We start from the raw sequence: 17874 nt of genomic DNA, 5'->3' as shown, positions 1-17874 counted from the left end.
CAGTCATTAAAACTGATGAAAAGAAAGCTGCCGTTTGGCAGCTTTCTTTTAGAATAGGTTTTTAGAAATCATTTCATATTCACTTTGAGAAATTTCGCCTTTGACATAACGAAGTTTCAGGGTTTCAGCAGGAGATGCCTTTTGTATTGAATCTTGCTTCTGCTTTTTGAAAGAGTACATAAGATCAACAATCAGCTTCCTTGTCATCTTGATCAGTCTGAACAGATCTCCAGTCCTCAATAAATAATAGAAGACTATGGTTGCTAATATAAGAGTAATCACTTCATTCACCTCTATTACGATTTAATCGTTAACAAAATTTGCTGGAATTCTTCTAAGGTGATCTCTCCTCTTGCGTATCTTAACTTTGCCATTTCTTCGGCTTCTATTGATTTGATACTCCCAGAATTCGCCTTGGATAAAGACTGGTTTTTCATCAGAAAATATACTCCAATTGCAATTAGAACAAGGAAAATTAAAGTAGACGAGTTAAAATATGGCATCATTCCAAACTGGGTGAAGCCGGATGGACCGCTATATCCATATCCATTTATAAAAGAACCCATGTGACCGTTCATCATTTGTCATTACTCCTTTATATTAAATGAGATTTTTCAGTTTAACGTATTCTTCTTCGGTAATCTTGCCTGCAGCATACCTCAAATCAATGATTTGTCTGGCTGAGTTATGATCTGGAACGTGAGTACCCATCTTCCTAAAGAATTTTTGTAAATCGCCTGTTTTGTAAAGGTAAAAACCTATTGCCAAGATCAACAGCGTAAACATTGTTCCATTCCTCCTGAATTTTGGTATTAAGGGCCGAAAATCCGGCCCTCGGTAAGATTTTATAAGCCCATGTTCCCCATACCCTGGAAATTCCGGCTGTTAGATGAGCCACCCGTGCCATGCATCCCTTTATACATATCCTCAAGATCTTTAGTGCTCAAATCAGGATGCATTTCCTGCATATATGGCTTCATTTGTCCAAAGTTGATATTCTGCTCATCCATGAATTTTTGCATATCATCAAAATCTCCTGATTCCATCATTTGATTCATCTCATCGATATTAACACCCTGTTCACCCATGAACTCCTGCATATTTTCAAAGTTGCCCTCACCCATGATGTTAGCCATATTTTTGAAATCAATTCCCTGCTCCTTCATAAAATCAGCAGGATTAACTGCATTTTCCTTCGCGGATGCCATATACAATCCTGTACCTCCTGTTGCGATAAGGGCTGCTGCTAATGCGCCAGTAATAATTGTCTTTTTCATCATAGTAAACACTCCTATTTTTTATTTTTATAAGGTTTTTTAAAACTTTTTATAAAAGGTTTGCTTTCATTTTTTCGAATTCTTCGACAGTGATTTCTCCTCTTGCCAACCTGCCCTTGGCAAGATCAATTGCTTGATTGTTCACTGCCTGGAGTGGAAGCGTTTGTTCACTCCTTCCATTCTGGTTGAAAGCCAGATACAGCAGATAGCCGACTGCCAGGAAAACTATTATCATCATCAAGGATCCACCTCCCATCCCGAAGCCTCCAAAGTTACCATACCCAGGTCCCATCATCATTTCCTTCTCTCCTTTCCATTTCTTTATACTTTCATTCTCCTTTAAAAATTTGTAGAAAGTATGAAAGAAAACTGTTATTTTGAAACAATGTCTTTCATCTTTTGGTACTCTTCCGGGGTGATGTCCCCTTGTGCCAGCCGCATCTTCAATTGTTCCATTGCTTTACTAGAATCAGGCAGATTCGACCCATCTGATTTCTTCCTGTTCTTCAACAAGTAGATCAGGAGACCAATCAACAGCAAACCAATAAGTAAGCCAATCGGTCCACAGCCAGCTGCTGCAAAACCAGGTCCCATCATGCTAATCCCTCCTTTCTGATTATGATGTTTGTTTCTATGCTTTAAATATAAAAGCGAATCATGAAGAAAGTATGTAGAGTGAAAAAATTATAAATAACATCAAATATAGGAGATTGAATCAATTCTATTTATTGTCCTCACTATTCCCGCTGCTATTGGAGTAACTGAATACTTTCTTTATGTAAAAAAAATGACCGCTACTGGGATATAATCAACCTCCCTGTTAGCCGTCACTCTATCCTTCTTTGCACATTTGTATCTATCCACGGATTATCATCTGCATGAGTATTTCGAGGAAGTGGTGGATAATACTTGTAATTGATTTAGTAAAATATATCCTTCTTCATTTAAATGATTTATTTTGAACTCCTTTCCCCATCACCGGGAGCGTTGAAAGAAAAGCCCAATATATAATAGGCTGGTCGAGTTTTGCCAAATCACATTAATGGTTAGAATACAAGCCTGTTATCACCTTGAGCTTATAAATCTACATTAACCATTTTTCTTTCCTGCTGCTTGAAATCAAAAAAAGCGAGACCACTTAAAAACCAATCTCGCCTTCATCGCTTATTTTTCTGCCAGGATAATTTCCTTGAAGTCTACTTGTTCTAGTACTTTATAGCATTTATAGGAACCATTATTCTCAAATACAGCGATTGCCGGATCTTTCCCAAATGGCTCCCATAAAAAGACTCCAGCTCCCTCACTCCAGCTCCCACATTCACCGTCTAGGAACATTTCCCCTGCTAACAGCCCAAAAACCATTTCGCCGCTTTTCTCCAGTTTTATAAACATATCATCAACCCTCTCATTTTCAATCTACTTTGATATTAATGTTTAATTCTGTAGAAAAAATGGAGTTTCTGTACCCTCCTCGTGGAATGTAGGCCAGACGGTTAATGGAAATAAGGCTTAATGTTCGAATATTCCGTTAATATTCACCCTAGATAAACTCACTGAAATTGAATTTCAACTACTTTTGGCGCTCTTTGGTCCATCAACCAACAAACAGAATGATGTGTACTTGATAGGATGGTTTTATTAGGTTGATACAAATCACATACCTCCATTGCAAACGGACATCGGGAAGTAAAAGCGCAACCTTTTGGAGGATCATGCAAGTCTGGGGGAGTCCCTTCAATCACGGTTAATTGTTGGTTTTTTTCTAAATCAAGATGAGGAACTGATTCTAGCAATCCAATCGTATAGGGGTGTTTTGGATTATAAAAAATTTCGTTTTTCGTTCCACTTTCGACTATTTTACCGGCATACATGATATTCACTCTATCTGAAAACCTTGCAACCACCCCTAAATCATGCGTAATCAGAATGATCGCCATACCCATTTTCTCCTGCAGGTCTTTTAATAAATCCAAAATCTGTGCCTGGATAGTAACGTCAAGAGCTGTTGTTGGCTCGTCAGCAATTAACAGATCAGGTTCGCAAATCAAAGCCATTGCAATGGCAACTCGCTGCCTCATTCCTCCACTTAGTTGATGAGGATAGGTTGTACAACAATATATAGGATCTGGGATTCCAACTAGACTAATGATTTCAATTGCCTTTTCATGAGCTAACTTTTTACTATAGCCTTTATGAACGATTAGCCCCTCAGCAATTTGGTCACCCACCTTCATTGTCGGGTTTAAGGAAGTCATGGGATCCTGGAATACCATACCGATCTTTGCCCCACGGATTTTGGAAAGCTGTTTTTTCTTCATTGTTGTGATTTCTTCCCCATTAAATAAAATGGACCCTGATGGGATGGAACATGTTTTCTCAGGAAGCAGTTTCATAATACTTTTAGCAGTAACTGATTTCCCTGACCCGGATTCTCCGACAATTGCGAGGACTTCCCCCTTGTTCACGTGAAAGGAAACCCCACGAACAGCGTAGATATTCTGTTTTTTTGAATGAAAATGAACCTGCAGGTCATTAACTTCTAGTAATCTTTTCAAATTTATCACCCTTTCATTGAGTAAAAGAGTTATTTTCTGAATTTCGGATCCAGCGCATCCCTCAGACCATCACCCAATACATTAAATGAAAACATCGTTAATGAAATAAATAATGCGGGAAAAAATAGCCTCCATATTTCACCTGTTAATAAGGTGACGAGACCTTCTGATGTCATCGTTCCCCAGCTCGCAAGCGGTACAGGAACACCTAGTCCAAGAAAGCTTAAAGTGGCTTCCGCAAAAATTGCACCAGGAACAGATAATGTCATGCTCACTATTATAGGGCCCATAGCATTTGGAATAAGGTGCTTAAACAAGACCCGAAAAAAACTCCCTCCTAATACTTGGGATGCCATTACAAATTCAGATTCTTTCAATCTCAGTATTTCACCGCGAACTAGACGCGCCATTCCAATCCATCCCGTTGCAGCCATGGCAATTATAATAGTGAGTAATCCAGGCTTTAATACGACCATCAATAAAATCGTCACCAGCAAATGAGGCAGTCCATAAAGTATATCTACGATTCTCATCATCACTTCATCAGTTTTTCCGCCTTTATATGCTGCGATTCCTCCCCATATAATTCCGATTATCAAATCCAAAACTACTGCTGTTATACCAATAAAAAGGGAAATTCTTGCTCCTACCCAGGTCCTGGAAAATAAATCTCTACCTAAATCATCCGTTCCAAACCAATAATCAAATGATGGAGGGAGATTGGAATTTAACAGATTTTGATCTGAATACGAATAGGGAACCAGCATTGGACCTATAATTGCCATTACGATCAAACCAATATTAATGGCAAGTCCAGTCATAGCAAGCTTGTTTTGTCTCAGTATGCTTATCGCATCTATCCAAAACGATTCACTAGGTTTACTATCGGCCTTTTCTTCTTTGTTTTTTTTCTTTAGAACAAAAAGATCGTCTGGCACTTGCTGCATCATCTATCCCCTCCTTTTGATAAGTTTTATTCTTGGATCGATCAGAACGTATGCAAGGTCGACTAATATAATAAAGAATATTAATATAGCACTATAAAAAACAGTCGTTCCCAAAATTAATGGATAATCTCTATCAGTGATGCCCTCAACAAAATATTTCCCCAAGCCTGGAATACCGAAGATTTGTTCTATGACAAAGCTTCCAGTCAATACTGTAGCTGTAATGGGACCAAGTATTGTTACAACTGGAATCATTGCATTACGAAGTACATGCTTAAAAATAAATCTGAAACCAGTCACTCCTTTAGCCATGGCAGTTTGAATATAATCCATCGAAAGTACTTCTAAAATACTTGATCTAGTAAGTCGTGCAATATAAGCCATCGGTGTAACAGCAAGAGCAATGCTTGGCAAAACGGAGTGTTTCCATGTACCCCATGTTGCGACAGGGAACCATTGCAGCTTTATAGCAAAAAAATTGATTAATATTGTAGCAAAAATGAAGCTAGGGACGGAAAGGCCAAGTATGGCAATAATCATCGAAAAATAGTCAATTGCACTATTGTGACGAAAAGCTGCGAGAATACCTAAAACGATACCAAAGAATGCAGCTATAAGAATGGCTTGAATACCTATCATGGCCGAAACAGGAAATCCGTTAGCAATTAATTGGTTAACTGTCTGGTTATCCCATTTGATTGAAGGACCAAAGTCCATCAATAATGCTCCCTTTAGATATTTAAAATATTGTATTAACAAGGGATCATTAAGTCCATAATGCTCTTTTAAGTTTTCAACTACCTGCTCTGGAATACGATTTTCACTTGTAAAAGGATCACCGGGTATTGCGTACATCAATAAAAAGGTAAGCGAAATAATGACAAATAAAGTTAAGATAACACTAATAATTCTCCTGGTAATAAATTGCCGCATATTCCCCCTCCTTAATGATTTTAGGCAAAAACAACTGAAAAAGTGTACTTATTGTACACTCTTTTAGCATTCTAGCCGCTTAGCGCGCCACCATTTTTACTACTTAACACTTGCCTCCCGGAAATCAATTGCCTGGATTGTATACTGATAGACTCCTTCGATATAGTCCTTTTGCAAGTAAACTTTTGTACGGTAATAAAGTGGAGAAATTGCCATTTGGTCTATTAGAACCTTTTCAGCTTCGACCAAATACCCCGCTCGCTTCTCCAGGTTCAATTCCGCTTCTGCTTTTTCCATTAATTGATCGTAATCAGGAATAGAAATGTTGCTATAGTTATAGACATCCCCACTCATGAATTGTCCCATTAAATTGCTTGCATCATCATAGTCTGCGCCAGTACTGTACAAAGCTAATTGGTACTCACCAGCTTGAACATTTTGAACAAATACCTTACGTTCCATCGTTTGGAGCTCTGTATCAATTCCTAAGTTTTTCTTCCACATTTCCTGCATTGCTTGAGAAAGTTTATTGTAAGTATCGTCTGTATAAAAAAGCAGATTAATTTTAGGCAATGTAGAAAGTCCCAGTTCTTCGAGTCCTTCTTTCAGAAGTTGTTTTGCTGTGTCTAAATCATTATCCTTAAACAAGGAGTCTCCAGCTAATTCCCTGAATTCTCCTGCACCACTGCTCAATCCTAATGGTATTAAACCAAGAGCGGGAACTTCTCCTCCCTGTGTCACTTTTTCGACCAAAAGTTTTCTATCAAGGGCAAGACCTAATGCTTTACGGATTTTTTCATTTTTAAAAATTTGATCCTCATGATTAAATCTTATATAAGCTAAACTTGCGCTTGGCGCTGTTTTTGCTTCACCTGAAGCGATTAATTTACTTCTTATTGAATTTGGGATATTGGCAGAAAAATCGAGCTCGTTCGATTGGTACATAGCATATTCAGTATTTTGTTCATTCACCATTACCCACTTTAACTTTTCAAGCTTAACTACATCCTTGCCCCAATAATTTTCATTTGGAACCATAATTAATTCTTGGCCGTGTTTCCAACTCTCAATTTTAAAAGGTCCGTTAGAAACAAAGGTTTCAGCTTCAGAAGCCCACTCTGGATTTGCTTTATCCGTTTTTTCATGGACAGGTAATAATGTAAAGAAAGCAGTTAAACCTAAGAAAAAGGAAGTAGGTTTTTCTAAAGTAACCTCCAGTGTATACTCATCAATAGCCTTAACTCCCAGCTGTGCTGGATCCTTTAATGATCCTTCATTGTATGCTGCTCCATTTTTAATAAAGAACAAGTTACTTCCAAGAGGTGAAGCTACTTCTGGACGTAAAACCTTCTCCCACGAATAGACAAAATCCTTAGCAGTCACAGGGTCACCATTTGACCACTTAGCATTCTTATTAAAATAGAAAGTATAAACAGTTCCGTCATCAGAAATGTCCCACTTTTCTGCAACACCAGGAACTATGTTTCCTTCTTTGTCCAATCGGACCAAACCCTCGAATAATTGATTTGAAATATCCCCTGCAGTCTGGTTATCAATCAGTGCTGGTTCAAGACTAGGCGGTTCACTTAACGCATTGACTGTAATAACTTGCTGTTTATTAGAACTGCTTGTTTTTTCTTCATTCTTTTCTTTATTAGCAGGAGTATTGACTTGACTATTGTTACAGGCACTAAATACTAATATCAGTACACAAAGTAAGCTGAAAAATGATAAGCGTTTCCCAAAATTAAGCATTGTGTTTCCCCCTATTATGTTTTAGACCCGAAACCTCATCAATCCAAGTAAACCTCTTGATATCTATAAGCAAAACCTCCTAGCGTTCTCGATATACGTTACCCCTCTATAGTATATGTGGGTGCTGCATTAAAATAACTTTTAATAACCATTAAAGGATGGCCAAGAAAATATAATTAGAATTTTTAAAATTAGAAATGTAGATTAATACATACAGCAATAAATAAGCTTATAATAATTGATTCAGTTAACCCCTAAGTTTTTTTCTTCTATTTTTTTAAAGTGTTTTTTAAATTGATAAAACAAAAAAGCTCCCCTTGCATATAAATCAATCGCGATTGAAATCCATATTCCAGCTATCCCCATGCCAAAAAGTATTCCAAAAATATAAACTCCGATTATCCTAATCACCCACATACCAAGTGCGGTGCTGTACATCGGACTTTTTGTATCGCCGGCCCCCTGAAGTGCACCTGCTAAAACTAAACCCACTGCCAATGCAGGCTGTGCAAAAGCATCAATTTTCAGCGCGGTTACAACCATGCCTCTAGCATGTAGGTCTGTAGTAAACCAGGAAGCAAACCATGGAGATAAAAAGAACAACACCAAGCCAATTAATGACATAAATCCAATCGCTAATCCCGTAGTTAAAAAACCAAATTCATATGCCTCCCTATACTGTCTAGCACCGATCCTTTGGCCAACAAGGGTGGTGGCTGCTATTGCAAGACCGTAACCCGGCATATATGAAAATGTTTCAATATTCCCTGCAATTGTGTGGGCAGCATACGTTTCTGCCCCTATTTTCACGATCAGGCCAAAATAAACCACCTGGCCAAGACGCATAATTAATCTCTCAATTGCTGCAGGGGCAGATAATGTTAAGATAGCAAATGAATCTCCTTTGGAAGATTCGCCAGAGAAAGAAAAAGAAACCGGAGATTTTTTTATATGATGATACAACGCAGCTGACCCCAAAAGCCTTACAATGACAGTTGCCCAAGCTGCTCCAGCTACACCAAATCCATCCAACTTAAATAAGCCAAAAATCAGGACATAATCTAGACCAATATGAATTAAATTGATCCACCAGCTTACTTTCATAGGTGTTTTTGTATCCCCAGCAGCCCTTAGTATGCTGCCAAAATTGAACATCAATGAAATAAAGACGGACGGAATTCCAACAATCTGTAAATATATGGACCCATCTCTTAAAACATCTGATTCTGCTCCCATCATTTTAAGCAACGGTTCACTAAAAAAAACGGAAATGATACCGAAGATCATTCCCGCCAAAATAGAAATAAAAGTGGATTGCCTGGCAATCGATTTTGCTTTTTCGATGTCGCCTGATCCGATGCTCCTAGCAATTAGCGAAGAAGTTCCCACCCCTATTGCCATAAAAATTGCAATATAAACGGCTAAAACCGCATTCGCTATCCCAACAGCTGTCACTTCGTTTAAACCGAGTCTGGCAACAAACAGGGTATCCACAAAACCGACCACCATTTGCAAGGTATTCTCAACCATAGCTGGAATAGCTAAAGCTAAGATGATACTAATCTTTTGTTTCGTACTTTGTTTACCCGCGGTCTCTGGTTGAGCCACCGAAAATCCCTCCCGGTTTTCTTTCTCTATTACTTTTTCAGCAACCTCTGGAAGGTAACTAGGACCTCATCAATGACTTCCGTGTCTCCTTCATTTATCCTTTCAAGGACGCAGCTTTTTAAATGTCCTTCAAGAAGAAGACTTGCCACGCTGTTTAAAGCAGATTGGATGGCGGATAATTGAGTGATCACATCGTCACAGTAGGTATCATTTTCAATTAATCTTTTAACCCCGCGGATTTGTCCTTCAATCCGATTTAGCCTTGAATCAAGGTTCTTTTTTATTTTTTCTGAATGATGGCTCTTTCGATGATTTGTAGAGCAACCAGTTGGTGGCAATACTTGTTCATTAGCCGCCTCTGCACCCATGTCCATTCCCCCTTATACCTGACTTATATTTTCAATTAGCTCTTCCTTTCCGAATCTCTTTAAAAATTTATGGAAAGGCTCTCGTTTCTTCCCTTTTTCCCCATATACCCTAATAATTTCTTCGACTGTAGTATAAAGTTCTTCAGGATTTAGATTTTCCTTAAATAAGCTTCCTGCCTCGGCATCCTCTCCTTTTGTTTTCCCGCCAATATAAAGATTATATTGATTCCCATTTATTTTCATAACTCCAATATCATTAACCAAAGGCTCTCCACAGCCCACAGGACAGCCGGTGTATGCTGGTTTAAGGGTAAACGGAACAGGTTTTCCGGCAATTCTCTTATTAAGTTCGATTGCGACCGGCATTCCCTCTTCCTCTGCACCTTTACAAAAGTTGCAGGTTCTAAGGCTCTTTACAAAATTGCCGACTGGGTAGCAGTGTAACCCAACCGACTCAAAATTCGTAATAATTTCATCCTTTTTACTTTCAGGAATGTCAATATAAAGCTGCTGGAAGGTTGTAAGCTCAAGCTCCTGGTCGTCTTCCATATATTTTGCAAGTATACGAAGCTGGTTAGCAGTCAGTTTGGACCCGAAATCAACGCCGCCATTAACAGCGACTTTTATTTTCTTTTCGTTATTCAATTTCAAAACTCCCTTTCCTAAGAAGTTTTTTCAAGTAGATTACTATGGCAGTGACAAGATACTGCATGGCCCGCGCCTAGAGATTCCTGTTTAGGCATTTCACTACTACAAATATCCTCCTGGTATGGACATCTTTTTACAAATGGGCATCCTGCTGTCTCTTCGGTTGCATCCACTTCACCATCTAGAATTAACTTTTCTCGATTTTGAATAAAGTAATTAAGATCTTTTACTACCGAAACTAGGGCCTTTGTGTAAGGATGTGAAGGCGACTGGATGATTTTCTTGGTAGGCCCGACCTCGATGATTTTCCCCTGGTACATGACTGCAATTCGGTCACACATATAACTTGCTGTCGATAGGTCATGTGTAATCAGCATCATGGTTAGGCCCATTTTCTTCTTAAGTTCGAGAAGGAGGTTTAAAATACCTGCTCGGACAGAAACATCAAGCATAGAAGTAGGTTCATCAGCTGCAATAAATAGTGGTTCCAGAATCACAGCTCTTGCAATAGCAATCCTTTGCCTCTGCCCGCCACTCAGCTGGTGTGGAAACCTCTCCATATAGTCTTCAGCGGGCCTCAGCTCAATTGATTCAATCGCCTCTTTCACCCTTCGAACTTTCTCATCATGTGGGAGGTGTTTTTCGTGGGCATTGATTGGTTCCATTAAAATGTCCATTATTGTCATCCCAGGATTGAGAGTATCATATGGATCCTGAAAGATCATTTGCATTTTACTTCTTAACCTGTTTGTCTCTGAATCTGTTAATTTGCATAAATCTCTTCCTTCAAAAAGGATTTCCCCGCTGGTTTCCTTCATCAGGCGCATCACCATTCGTGCTGTTGTGGTTTTTCCACAGCCGCTTTCCCCGATGATCCCTAGAATTTCCCCTTTTTTAATCTCAAAGCTAACATTATGGACGGCGTAAACATTTTGCAATTTCCGGTTTAAAATCGATCCAGTCTTTTTCACAAACGTTTTCTTCAAATCTCTTACCTTCAGTAAAATTGAATTATCCATTTTCCTCCTCCTCAAGAAAGCATGCGGAAAAGTGGCCGGGCTTTACTTCCCTGAACTCAGGTGTTTCTTTTCTGCAGCGGTCAAAAGCAAACGCACATCGCGTATGAAACCTGCAACATTGTGGAATGTTTACTAGATTAGGGACACTGCCTGGTATCGAAATCACTTCCCGATCAGGATCGGACAGGTCAGGAGTCGCTTGTAATAATGCCTTTGAATAAGGATGTCTTGTATCATTCAATATATCCTCTGTTGAGGCAAGCTCAACAATTTTCCCTGCATACATGATTGCAATTTTGTCGCAAATAGCAGTGACCATCGGCAAATCGTGTGAAATGAGGATTACTGATAAATCCATCTTTCTCTGAAGGTTTTTAATTAATGCTATCACCTGTGCCTGGGTTAATACATCTAGTCCTGTCGTTGATTCGTCGGAAATTACCAGTTTGGGAGAACAAGCAAGTGACATGGCAATGGCAACGCGCTGCTTCATCCCTCCGCTGAATTCATGCGGATAGCTTTTCCATCGGTCACCATCGATTCCGACAAGCTCAAGTAGGGTCTTCGTCCGTGCCAGTGCTTCTCTTTTGCTTACTCTTTCATGGAGCAAAATGGCCTCCATAATTTGATCGCCTATTGTATAAACGGGATTTAGTGCATTCATCGCACTTTGAGGTATGACAGAAAGATCCTTCCATCTTAAAGAACCTAATTCAGAATCGGAGGCTTTAAGCAAATCCCTACCATTTAAATGAACACTTCCAGCCACTACTTTTCCGGGAAACTCTATTAATCTTAGAATCGATTGGGCAACGGTCGTTTTCCCGCATCCCGACTCTCCAATCAGTCCAAGCATTTCTCCCTCTTCAACAGAGAATGAAACGTTTTCTACAGCACGGGCAATCCCCTTTTCGGTTTTAAAGAAAGTGGAGAGATTTTCTACAGTTAATACAGCAGACATATGTTAACGCCCCCTTCTCAGTCGCGGATTCATAACTTCTTCCAATGAATAGCCAGTAAAAGCAAATCCTATTACCAGTGTGGTGATGAGTAAGCCAGGAGGAAGTATCCACCAGACCCATGCATCCGTCAAGAACGCTCCCCTTGCCTGGGCATAATATAAAATCGTTCCCCAGCTCTTAGTAAAAGGGTCTCCTAAACCCAAAAAGCTTAAGGATGCTTCAATTAAAATAGAATGACTTGCTGCTAATACAAATTGGGAAAGTGCAATTGGGATAACACCAGGCAAAATATGCCGGCCTAATATGACCTTAATATTTGTGCCGATTGATTTGGCGGCTTCGACATACCCTTTTGTTTTTAGCGTTAATACCTGTGATCTTATAACCCTTGCTGGGCTCGCCCAAGAAATTAAGCTTATAACCAAAATGATATTCCAAAAACTTGGACCTATAAAGGCTGCCAATAAAATCATAAGAGGCAAAAACGGGATAACAAGAACAAGGTCTACTAATCTCATTAAAAGAGCATCTACTTTTCCGCCGTAATACCCTGATATTACACCGATAAGGCATCCAAGAAGAATTGAAATAAAGGCAGCAAGGACACCAATTAATAATGAAATTCTAGTCCCATACAGCAATTCACTTAAAATATCCTGTCCTACGTCATTGGTACCCAGGAGAAATTGACTGTTAGGTTTCGTAAATGGTGTTCCCACACGTTCAGTCGGGTCAAATGGTGCAAGTAAAGGAGCGAAAACAGCTATCGCCAAAAATATAATTAAAAGTCCTAATCCGACTATACCGATATTATTAGATGTAAGTACATGCCAATACTTTCTCCATTTTTTATTACCCATTTCGGCTTCCCACCTTCGGATCAAGTAAAGGATAAAGTAAATCCGCCAAGAAATTGGCAATGACAACACTGAAGGTAATAATCAGGAATGTCGCCTGAATCAGTGGGTAATCTCTGCTTAGGACTGATTCAAACATTAATCGTCCTACACCCGGGTATGCAAAGACCGTTTCTATTACAGTTGCCCCGCCCAAGGTAAACCCTAAACTAAGCATAAATACAGTAGCCACCGGAAGCAAAGCGTTTCTCATGGCATGCTTATACTTAATAACTTTTTCTTTTACGCCCTTTGCTTTGGCCATCATAATATAGTCTTCCCCAAGAACATTTAGCATCGAATATCTCATAATCATGAAGGTGCTTGTTACTGAGATTAATATAAGAGTTGTTAACGGTAATATAAGGTGTTTACTAATATCAATGAATCTATCCATACCCGAATAGTTCGACCAGGCACTTTCAGCTCCGAAAACAGGGAGCCATCCTAATTGAGCTGAAAAAATAGAAACTAAAATCATACCGACCCAGAAGGAAGGCATTGCACTTAGAAACATAAAAACTGTCAATAAATTCGCATCAGTTTTAGTCCCTCTGCGCCAGGCTGAAATGGCTCCAAACATTACTCCTAGAATGGTTGAGAGGACAAGACCGAGCCCTGTTAGAAGCATTGTCCAAGGTAAGCGCTCCATAATAATCTCTGAAATCGGTCTTTTTTGCTGATAGGAGAAACCGAATTCTCCTGTCAGAATATTTTTTATATAAGTTACGTATTGTTCAAATATGGAATCATTAAGTCCATGCTTTTCCAAGATTGCTTCTTTCTCAGCGCTGGACATTAATCCAACATCCTCACCTGCCAAAAATACGAGGGGATTGCCTGGCATAAGCCTAGGCAGAAGAAAGTTCAATGTCAGCATTAGGAAGATAACAATTGTGTATTGCAAAAGCTTGCCTGCCATAAATTTCCCCATTATTCTGCACCTCCTGCCAGTTTAGGAAAAAATCCCGTAAAAATTTTTACGGGATAGATCCTTTATTCCTTAAAAATCAAAATCATCCTTATCGTTCGTCTTCTTTTTCCTTTTTAATAAGAAGAAAACTATAGCTGCTATTACGATAAGTACGCCAAAAATTATAATCCCGTTATTATTTTCTTTTACTGAATTGCTGTCATTAGACGTTTTTTCATCAGAAGATTTACTTTCCCCACCGGAATTACTGTTATTCCCAGCAGCATCTTCACTTCTTTCCCCAGAGACAAATGACAACTTATTGATTATCCCTTTTCCTGTTTGGAAAACAAAACCATCATATTTTTCAGGGTTATATGCATTGACGATTTCCTGATAATAGAGAGTAATAATTGGTGCTTCATCTGCTACCATTAATTGCAGATCATTAATAAGCTCTTGTCGTTCCGTCTCATCAAATGTCGCTCTTAGTTGGTCCGACAGAGCATCAAATTCTTTGTTTTTATAACCACCGATATTTACAGCACCAATTGCAGGATCTGAATAAAACAACTCGACTATCCGATCAGGGAAAAGCTGCATCGTGTTTGACCAGCCGAATACTCCCATATCAAAGTTTCTTCCCTTGCTAACATCGTAGTCAGGCCACATTAAACTAATAATGGTTGTGTCTTCCATGGCTTTTACAGAATTTTTGATGCCTATCTCATTTATAGCTTCAGAAATCAGTTCTGCAACACGGATTCTAATTGGATTGTTAGAGTGGACTAGTGTTGTGAAATTTATTTCTTTTCCTTTTTGGTCTTCCCTGAAACCGTCCCCATTTGTATCCTTGAAACCAGCATCATCAAGGATTTTCTTTGCTTTTTCGGGATCGTAAGAAGTTTTTACTTCACTATTGTATGAAGGTGATGACGGATGAATAAAACCCGGGCTGCCGACTTCTGCAAATCCTAAAAGCACGATATCAACCAAACTTTTTTTATCTATTGCAAGATCAATTGCCTGTCTGAAAGGCTTTTCTGTCATAGGATATTTTTCAGAATTTAGCTGGAATAATGTGGTGCTGAATCCTGCACCACGTGAAATCTTTAATGAGGGGTTAGACTCGAATTGGCTAACAAGCTCCGGAGAAATATTTGATGAGATTGCATCAATTTCCCCAGACTTCAATGCATTGTAAAGTGCTGTAGTATCTTTGATGATTGGAAATATGATTTCTTGAATAGGAGGAGCTTCTTTAAAATAGTCCTTGTTGGCGGTCATTTTATAATATTGATCAGCCTTATGTTCACTTAAAATGTATGGCCCACTTCCTATTGCATTGGTTTCACTGTCAGGAGCTGAGATTTTTGACCAAATATGCTCTGGTAATATTGGTACATCCGCAAGAGGCTGAATAATAAAGTTTGGATCGGGTTTTGAAAGAGTCATTGTAAAGTCAGTTTCATTTTCAACAGTTAATGAGGCAACGTTTTTAAGAGGATTGGTAAATCTTGATTTAGGATATTTAATAAAATAATCTACAGTAAACTTAACATCATCAGAGGTAAGCATTTCTCCATCATGCCATTTTATATTATCGTTCAATTTAAAACTGTACTCCAGTCCGTCATCACTGACGTTGTACTCTTTTACAAGCCACGGCACTGGTTTGTTATCCTTGTCTAGTTGCAATAGAGTGTCATACAGCAGGCTAACCAAGTCAAGACCTGGATAACCGGTTTGATAAGTATAAGGGTTTAACGTGCTTTCATCACTAAGAATTCCAATTTTTAGTGATTCTACTCCTGATTTAGCAAGACTGTTTCCTGCAGAAGAAAAAACAAAAAGAGCAATAATAATAAGTGATATTAACTTCCTCATTTTTCCAACCCCCTTATATTTTGTTAAACCATTAATTCTTGCAAGTGGAAATTCCCTTCTCTACGATAGGCTTCCGCAAGAGCGAAATGACCATGGGTGGCAAGGCCATGATAAACATGAACAGCCTTATCTAGAACTTGATGTATAGCTCTTCCCTTTTCCTGAAAGTTGGTTAATTTTGAGAATCCTGGATACAGAATTTCAGCTGCTTTCTGATCAAGCATTTCATCAAAATGCATGCCACTGAATTCCAATTGACTTTCAAGCATATCCATTGCACGTTCTTTTTTCTCCCATACTTCTGTAATGTCAACGACAGTATTAGGATGGTGCGGTGTCATGTAGTAAATAGTTGGAATCGGATGAGGTTCTAATCCTGGAAGTTCATCTAAAGCAAAATCTCTGCTAGAAAGGGCGATGGACTCGAGAAGCAAAGTCATTGCCGGACGACGGTCGGGGTCCAAATCGTGAAAGGAATGTTCGGGATCTTGGGTAATAATGATGTCAGGTTTAACCTCTCTGATAATTTTTATAATTTTTTTCTTGGATTCAACGCTTAAATCAACGGTGCCATACTGGAAATTCAGAAATGTAATATCCTTTACTCCAAGTATTTCTGCTGCATTCCTAACCTGTGGTTGGCTAGTTTCTCGGCACAGCATGATAGATGCAAATGATTCCCCACCATTTAGAACGTTCTTAGCAAGTGCACCTCCGCACTCCACAACTTCCATTCCATAGACCCCAAGAAATAAAACTTTCTGTCCTTTTGCCATTAATTTTCCCTCCTCATAAGTACTTTACCCCGCTACGGTATATTCATGGAGTAATTAAAAATAATCTTACTACCATATTAATCTTTTGTAAATACTAAAAATTTAGAATATTTGAATAATTATTCTTGAATAGAATTCATTTTTTTAGAATGGCTTGTCTTCGAGTGACATATGATGTACCAATTAAAGGAGGTCGAATATGAATGAACGAATTTCACTATTTTGTTGTAGGCACGCTTTTACTTGTGACTCTGATTTCCATCATACTTTCATATCAATATAGAACAAAGATGAAAAGTATGGCATCTATGGTTATATCTATGGCTATATCAATGAATATTGGTGTAACCTCTGGGATTCTTTTCGGGTTTATATATCAAGGAGATTTATTCCTTTCTTCTCTTATTTCCGTATTGATTGGAGTTTCGGTAGGTGTTGCTGCAGGGTTTGCATTTGGGATACTCCCGGTTATTGAGGGATCTATGGCTGGAATGATGGGCGGAATGATGGGTGCAATGCTTGGTGAAATGATTTCAAGAATTCAAGCAGTTTCTCTTCTAAATATATTTTTGACTATTACTGTCTCTACCTTATTCCTGTATTTGATTCTTTCCCAACAAAAAGCAACCAAAGATACTGGGGTTTTTACCAGTTGGCTTTTAAAGCCTATCCTTTCATTCATTGTTTTAGTAGGATACTTTTATTTTGGCAATCAATTAAATAAAGAGTCGGTTATTTCAAAAGAATCACCAATACATGAGAATCATTCCCAAATTCCTACTGATGACAAGGATGAGCAATTAAACCGAATAACTATTCAAGTTAATCCCTCAAATTTTTCCTATTCTCCAAGTAAAATCAATTTGTCAAAAAACAAAAAAGTCTTTCTTACCTTTACTAATCACGACTCCATTGAGCATGATATCGTGATAGTAAAAATGCCGACATTGCCTAATACCGACCAGGAAAACATCTCATCCCATGGTTCACATGATTCACATGGAGATGGACTACATTTACATGCTAGTCCACATGAGGAGGGCAACATTTCTTTTACTCCTACTGAAACTGGTACATATGAGTTTTATTGTTCCCTGCCAGGGCATAGAGAGAATGGAATGGTCGGGATTATCGTAGTTGAGTAAGTAAGTTAATTCATTTTCAATTATGAATATAAGAACTTGATCTCACTAAATATTGATAAATGCGGTTTGACCCGTTGATGCGATACCAAAATTCTTTGCCTCATGCCTAAATTGAAATTAATAAATATGGAATTTACTTATTGGCTGATACACTAAGGGCCACTGCTATAGAAAATAAAACAGCC

Annotated in this window: 21 protein-coding genes; 1 reads left to right on the top strand and 20 read right to left on the bottom strand. The window is 38.6% G+C overall.

The window, feature by feature from the left end:
* Positions 1–48: 48 nt before the first annotated feature.
* The 20 genes from J7E38_RS11325 to J7E38_RS11230 form a co-directional block, all read right to left on the bottom strand.
* A complete protein-coding gene (locus J7E38_RS11325) occupies positions 49–282 on the bottom strand; it encodes an SHOCT domain-containing protein (RefSeq protein ID WP_214705858.1) in 234 nt (77 codons plus the stop codon).
* 14 nt (positions 283–296) lie between these two features.
* Positions 297–581 (bottom strand): SHOCT domain-containing protein, encoded by a 285-nt coding sequence (locus tag J7E38_RS11320; protein ID WP_214705857.1) that lies wholly within the window; start codon positions 579–581, stop codon positions 297–299.
* Between the two features lie 19 nt (positions 582–600).
* Positions 601–786 (bottom strand): SHOCT domain-containing protein, encoded by a 186-nt coding sequence (locus J7E38_RS11315; protein ID WP_214705856.1) that lies wholly within the window; start codon positions 784–786, stop codon positions 601–603.
* 59 nt (positions 787–845) lie between these two features.
* Positions 846–1280, bottom strand: coding sequence for a hypothetical protein (locus J7E38_RS11310; RefSeq protein ID WP_214705855.1), 435 nt, complete (start codon positions 1278–1280; stop codon positions 846–848).
* A gap of 46 nt (positions 1281–1326) precedes the next feature.
* Positions 1327–1575 (bottom strand): SHOCT domain-containing protein, encoded by a 249-nt coding sequence (locus tag J7E38_RS11305; RefSeq protein ID WP_214705854.1) that lies wholly within the window; start codon positions 1573–1575, stop codon positions 1327–1329.
* Positions 1576–1649: 74 nt separating this feature from the next.
* Positions 1650–1874 (bottom strand): SHOCT domain-containing protein, encoded by a 225-nt coding sequence (locus tag J7E38_RS11300; RefSeq protein WP_214705853.1) that lies wholly within the window; start codon positions 1872–1874, stop codon positions 1650–1652.
* Positions 1875–2441: 567 nt separating this feature from the next.
* Positions 2442–2669, bottom strand: a complete 228-nt coding sequence (locus tag J7E38_RS11295; protein ID WP_214705852.1) for a hypothetical protein — start codon at positions 2667–2669, stop codon at positions 2442–2444.
* A gap of 158 nt (positions 2670–2827) precedes the next feature.
* The gene (locus J7E38_RS11290; protein ID WP_214705851.1) at positions 2828–3832 is read right to left on the bottom strand and encodes an ABC transporter ATP-binding protein; all 1005 of its coding nucleotides are present in this window, start codon (positions 3830–3832) and stop codon (positions 2828–2830) included.
* A 29-nt stretch (positions 3833–3861) separates the two neighbouring features.
* A complete protein-coding gene (locus J7E38_RS11285; RefSeq protein ID WP_214705881.1) occupies positions 3862–4779 on the bottom strand; it encodes an ABC transporter permease in 918 nt (305 codons plus the stop codon).
* 3 nt (positions 4780–4782) lie between these two features.
* Entirely contained in the window at positions 4783–5712 is a 930-nt protein-coding gene (locus J7E38_RS11280) for an ABC transporter permease (protein WP_214705850.1), read from the bottom strand.
* Between the two features lie 99 nt (positions 5713–5811).
* Complete coding sequence (locus J7E38_RS11275) at positions 5812–7467, bottom strand: peptide ABC transporter substrate-binding protein (RefSeq protein WP_214705849.1); 1656 nt, start codon at positions 7465–7467, stop codon at positions 5812–5814.
* A 243-nt stretch (positions 7468–7710) separates the two neighbouring features.
* Positions 7711–9075 (bottom strand): MATE family efflux transporter, encoded by a 1365-nt coding sequence (locus tag J7E38_RS11270; protein WP_214705848.1) that lies wholly within the window; start codon positions 9073–9075, stop codon positions 7711–7713.
* Between the two features lie 29 nt (positions 9076–9104).
* A complete protein-coding gene (locus tag J7E38_RS11265; RefSeq protein WP_214705847.1) occupies positions 9105–9443 on the bottom strand; it encodes a metal-sensitive transcriptional regulator in 339 nt (112 codons plus the stop codon).
* Between the two features lie 12 nt (positions 9444–9455).
* A complete protein-coding gene (locus J7E38_RS11260; RefSeq protein ID WP_251030283.1) occupies positions 9456–10088 on the bottom strand; it encodes an NAD(P)/FAD-dependent oxidoreductase in 633 nt (210 codons plus the stop codon).
* Positions 10089–10105: 17 nt separating this feature from the next.
* Positions 10106–11110: an oligopeptide/dipeptide ABC transporter ATP-binding protein gene (locus J7E38_RS11255; protein ID WP_214705845.1), complete on the bottom strand. Its 1005-nt coding sequence runs from the start codon at positions 11108–11110 to the stop codon at positions 10106–10108.
* On the bottom strand, positions 11103–12071 hold the full coding sequence (locus J7E38_RS11250; protein ID WP_214705844.1) for an ABC transporter ATP-binding protein: 969 nt from the start codon (positions 12069–12071) through the stop codon (positions 11103–11105). Before J7E38_RS11250 ends, J7E38_RS11255 begins: the two co-directional genes overlap by 8 nt.
* A gap of 3 nt (positions 12072–12074) precedes the next feature.
* Positions 12075–12932: an ABC transporter permease gene (locus J7E38_RS11245; RefSeq protein WP_214705843.1), complete on the bottom strand. Its 858-nt coding sequence runs from the start codon at positions 12930–12932 to the stop codon at positions 12075–12077.
* A complete protein-coding gene (locus tag J7E38_RS11240; RefSeq protein ID WP_214705842.1) occupies positions 12925–13902 on the bottom strand; it encodes an ABC transporter permease in 978 nt (325 codons plus the stop codon). The genes J7E38_RS11245 and J7E38_RS11240 overlap by 8 nt, the downstream gene beginning before the upstream one ends.
* Before the next feature lie 69 nt (positions 13903–13971).
* On the bottom strand, positions 13972–15768 hold the full coding sequence (locus tag J7E38_RS11235; protein WP_214705880.1) for an ABC transporter substrate-binding protein: 1797 nt from the start codon (positions 15766–15768) through the stop codon (positions 13972–13974).
* Between the two features lie 23 nt (positions 15769–15791).
* A complete protein-coding gene (locus tag J7E38_RS11230; RefSeq protein WP_214705841.1) occupies positions 15792–16544 on the bottom strand; it encodes a PIG-L deacetylase family protein in 753 nt (250 codons plus the stop codon).
* A 203-nt stretch (positions 16545–16747) separates the two neighbouring features.
* On the opposite strand from J7E38_RS11230, the gene J7E38_RS11225 reads away from it, so the two are divergent.
* Positions 16748–17689: a plastocyanin/azurin family copper-binding protein gene (locus tag J7E38_RS11225; protein ID WP_214705840.1), complete on the top strand. Its 942-nt coding sequence runs from the start codon at positions 16748–16750 to the stop codon at positions 17687–17689.
* The last annotated feature ends 185 nt before the right edge of the window (positions 17690–17874 follow it).

This window comes from Bacillus sp. ISL-35 (assembly GCF_018613355.1).
GTDB lineage: Bacteria > Bacillota > Bacilli > Bacillales > Cytobacillaceae > Mesobacillus.
The sequence above is the reverse complement of the archived record's forward strand: the minus strand, read 5'-3'. Positions and strand labels throughout refer to the sequence as shown.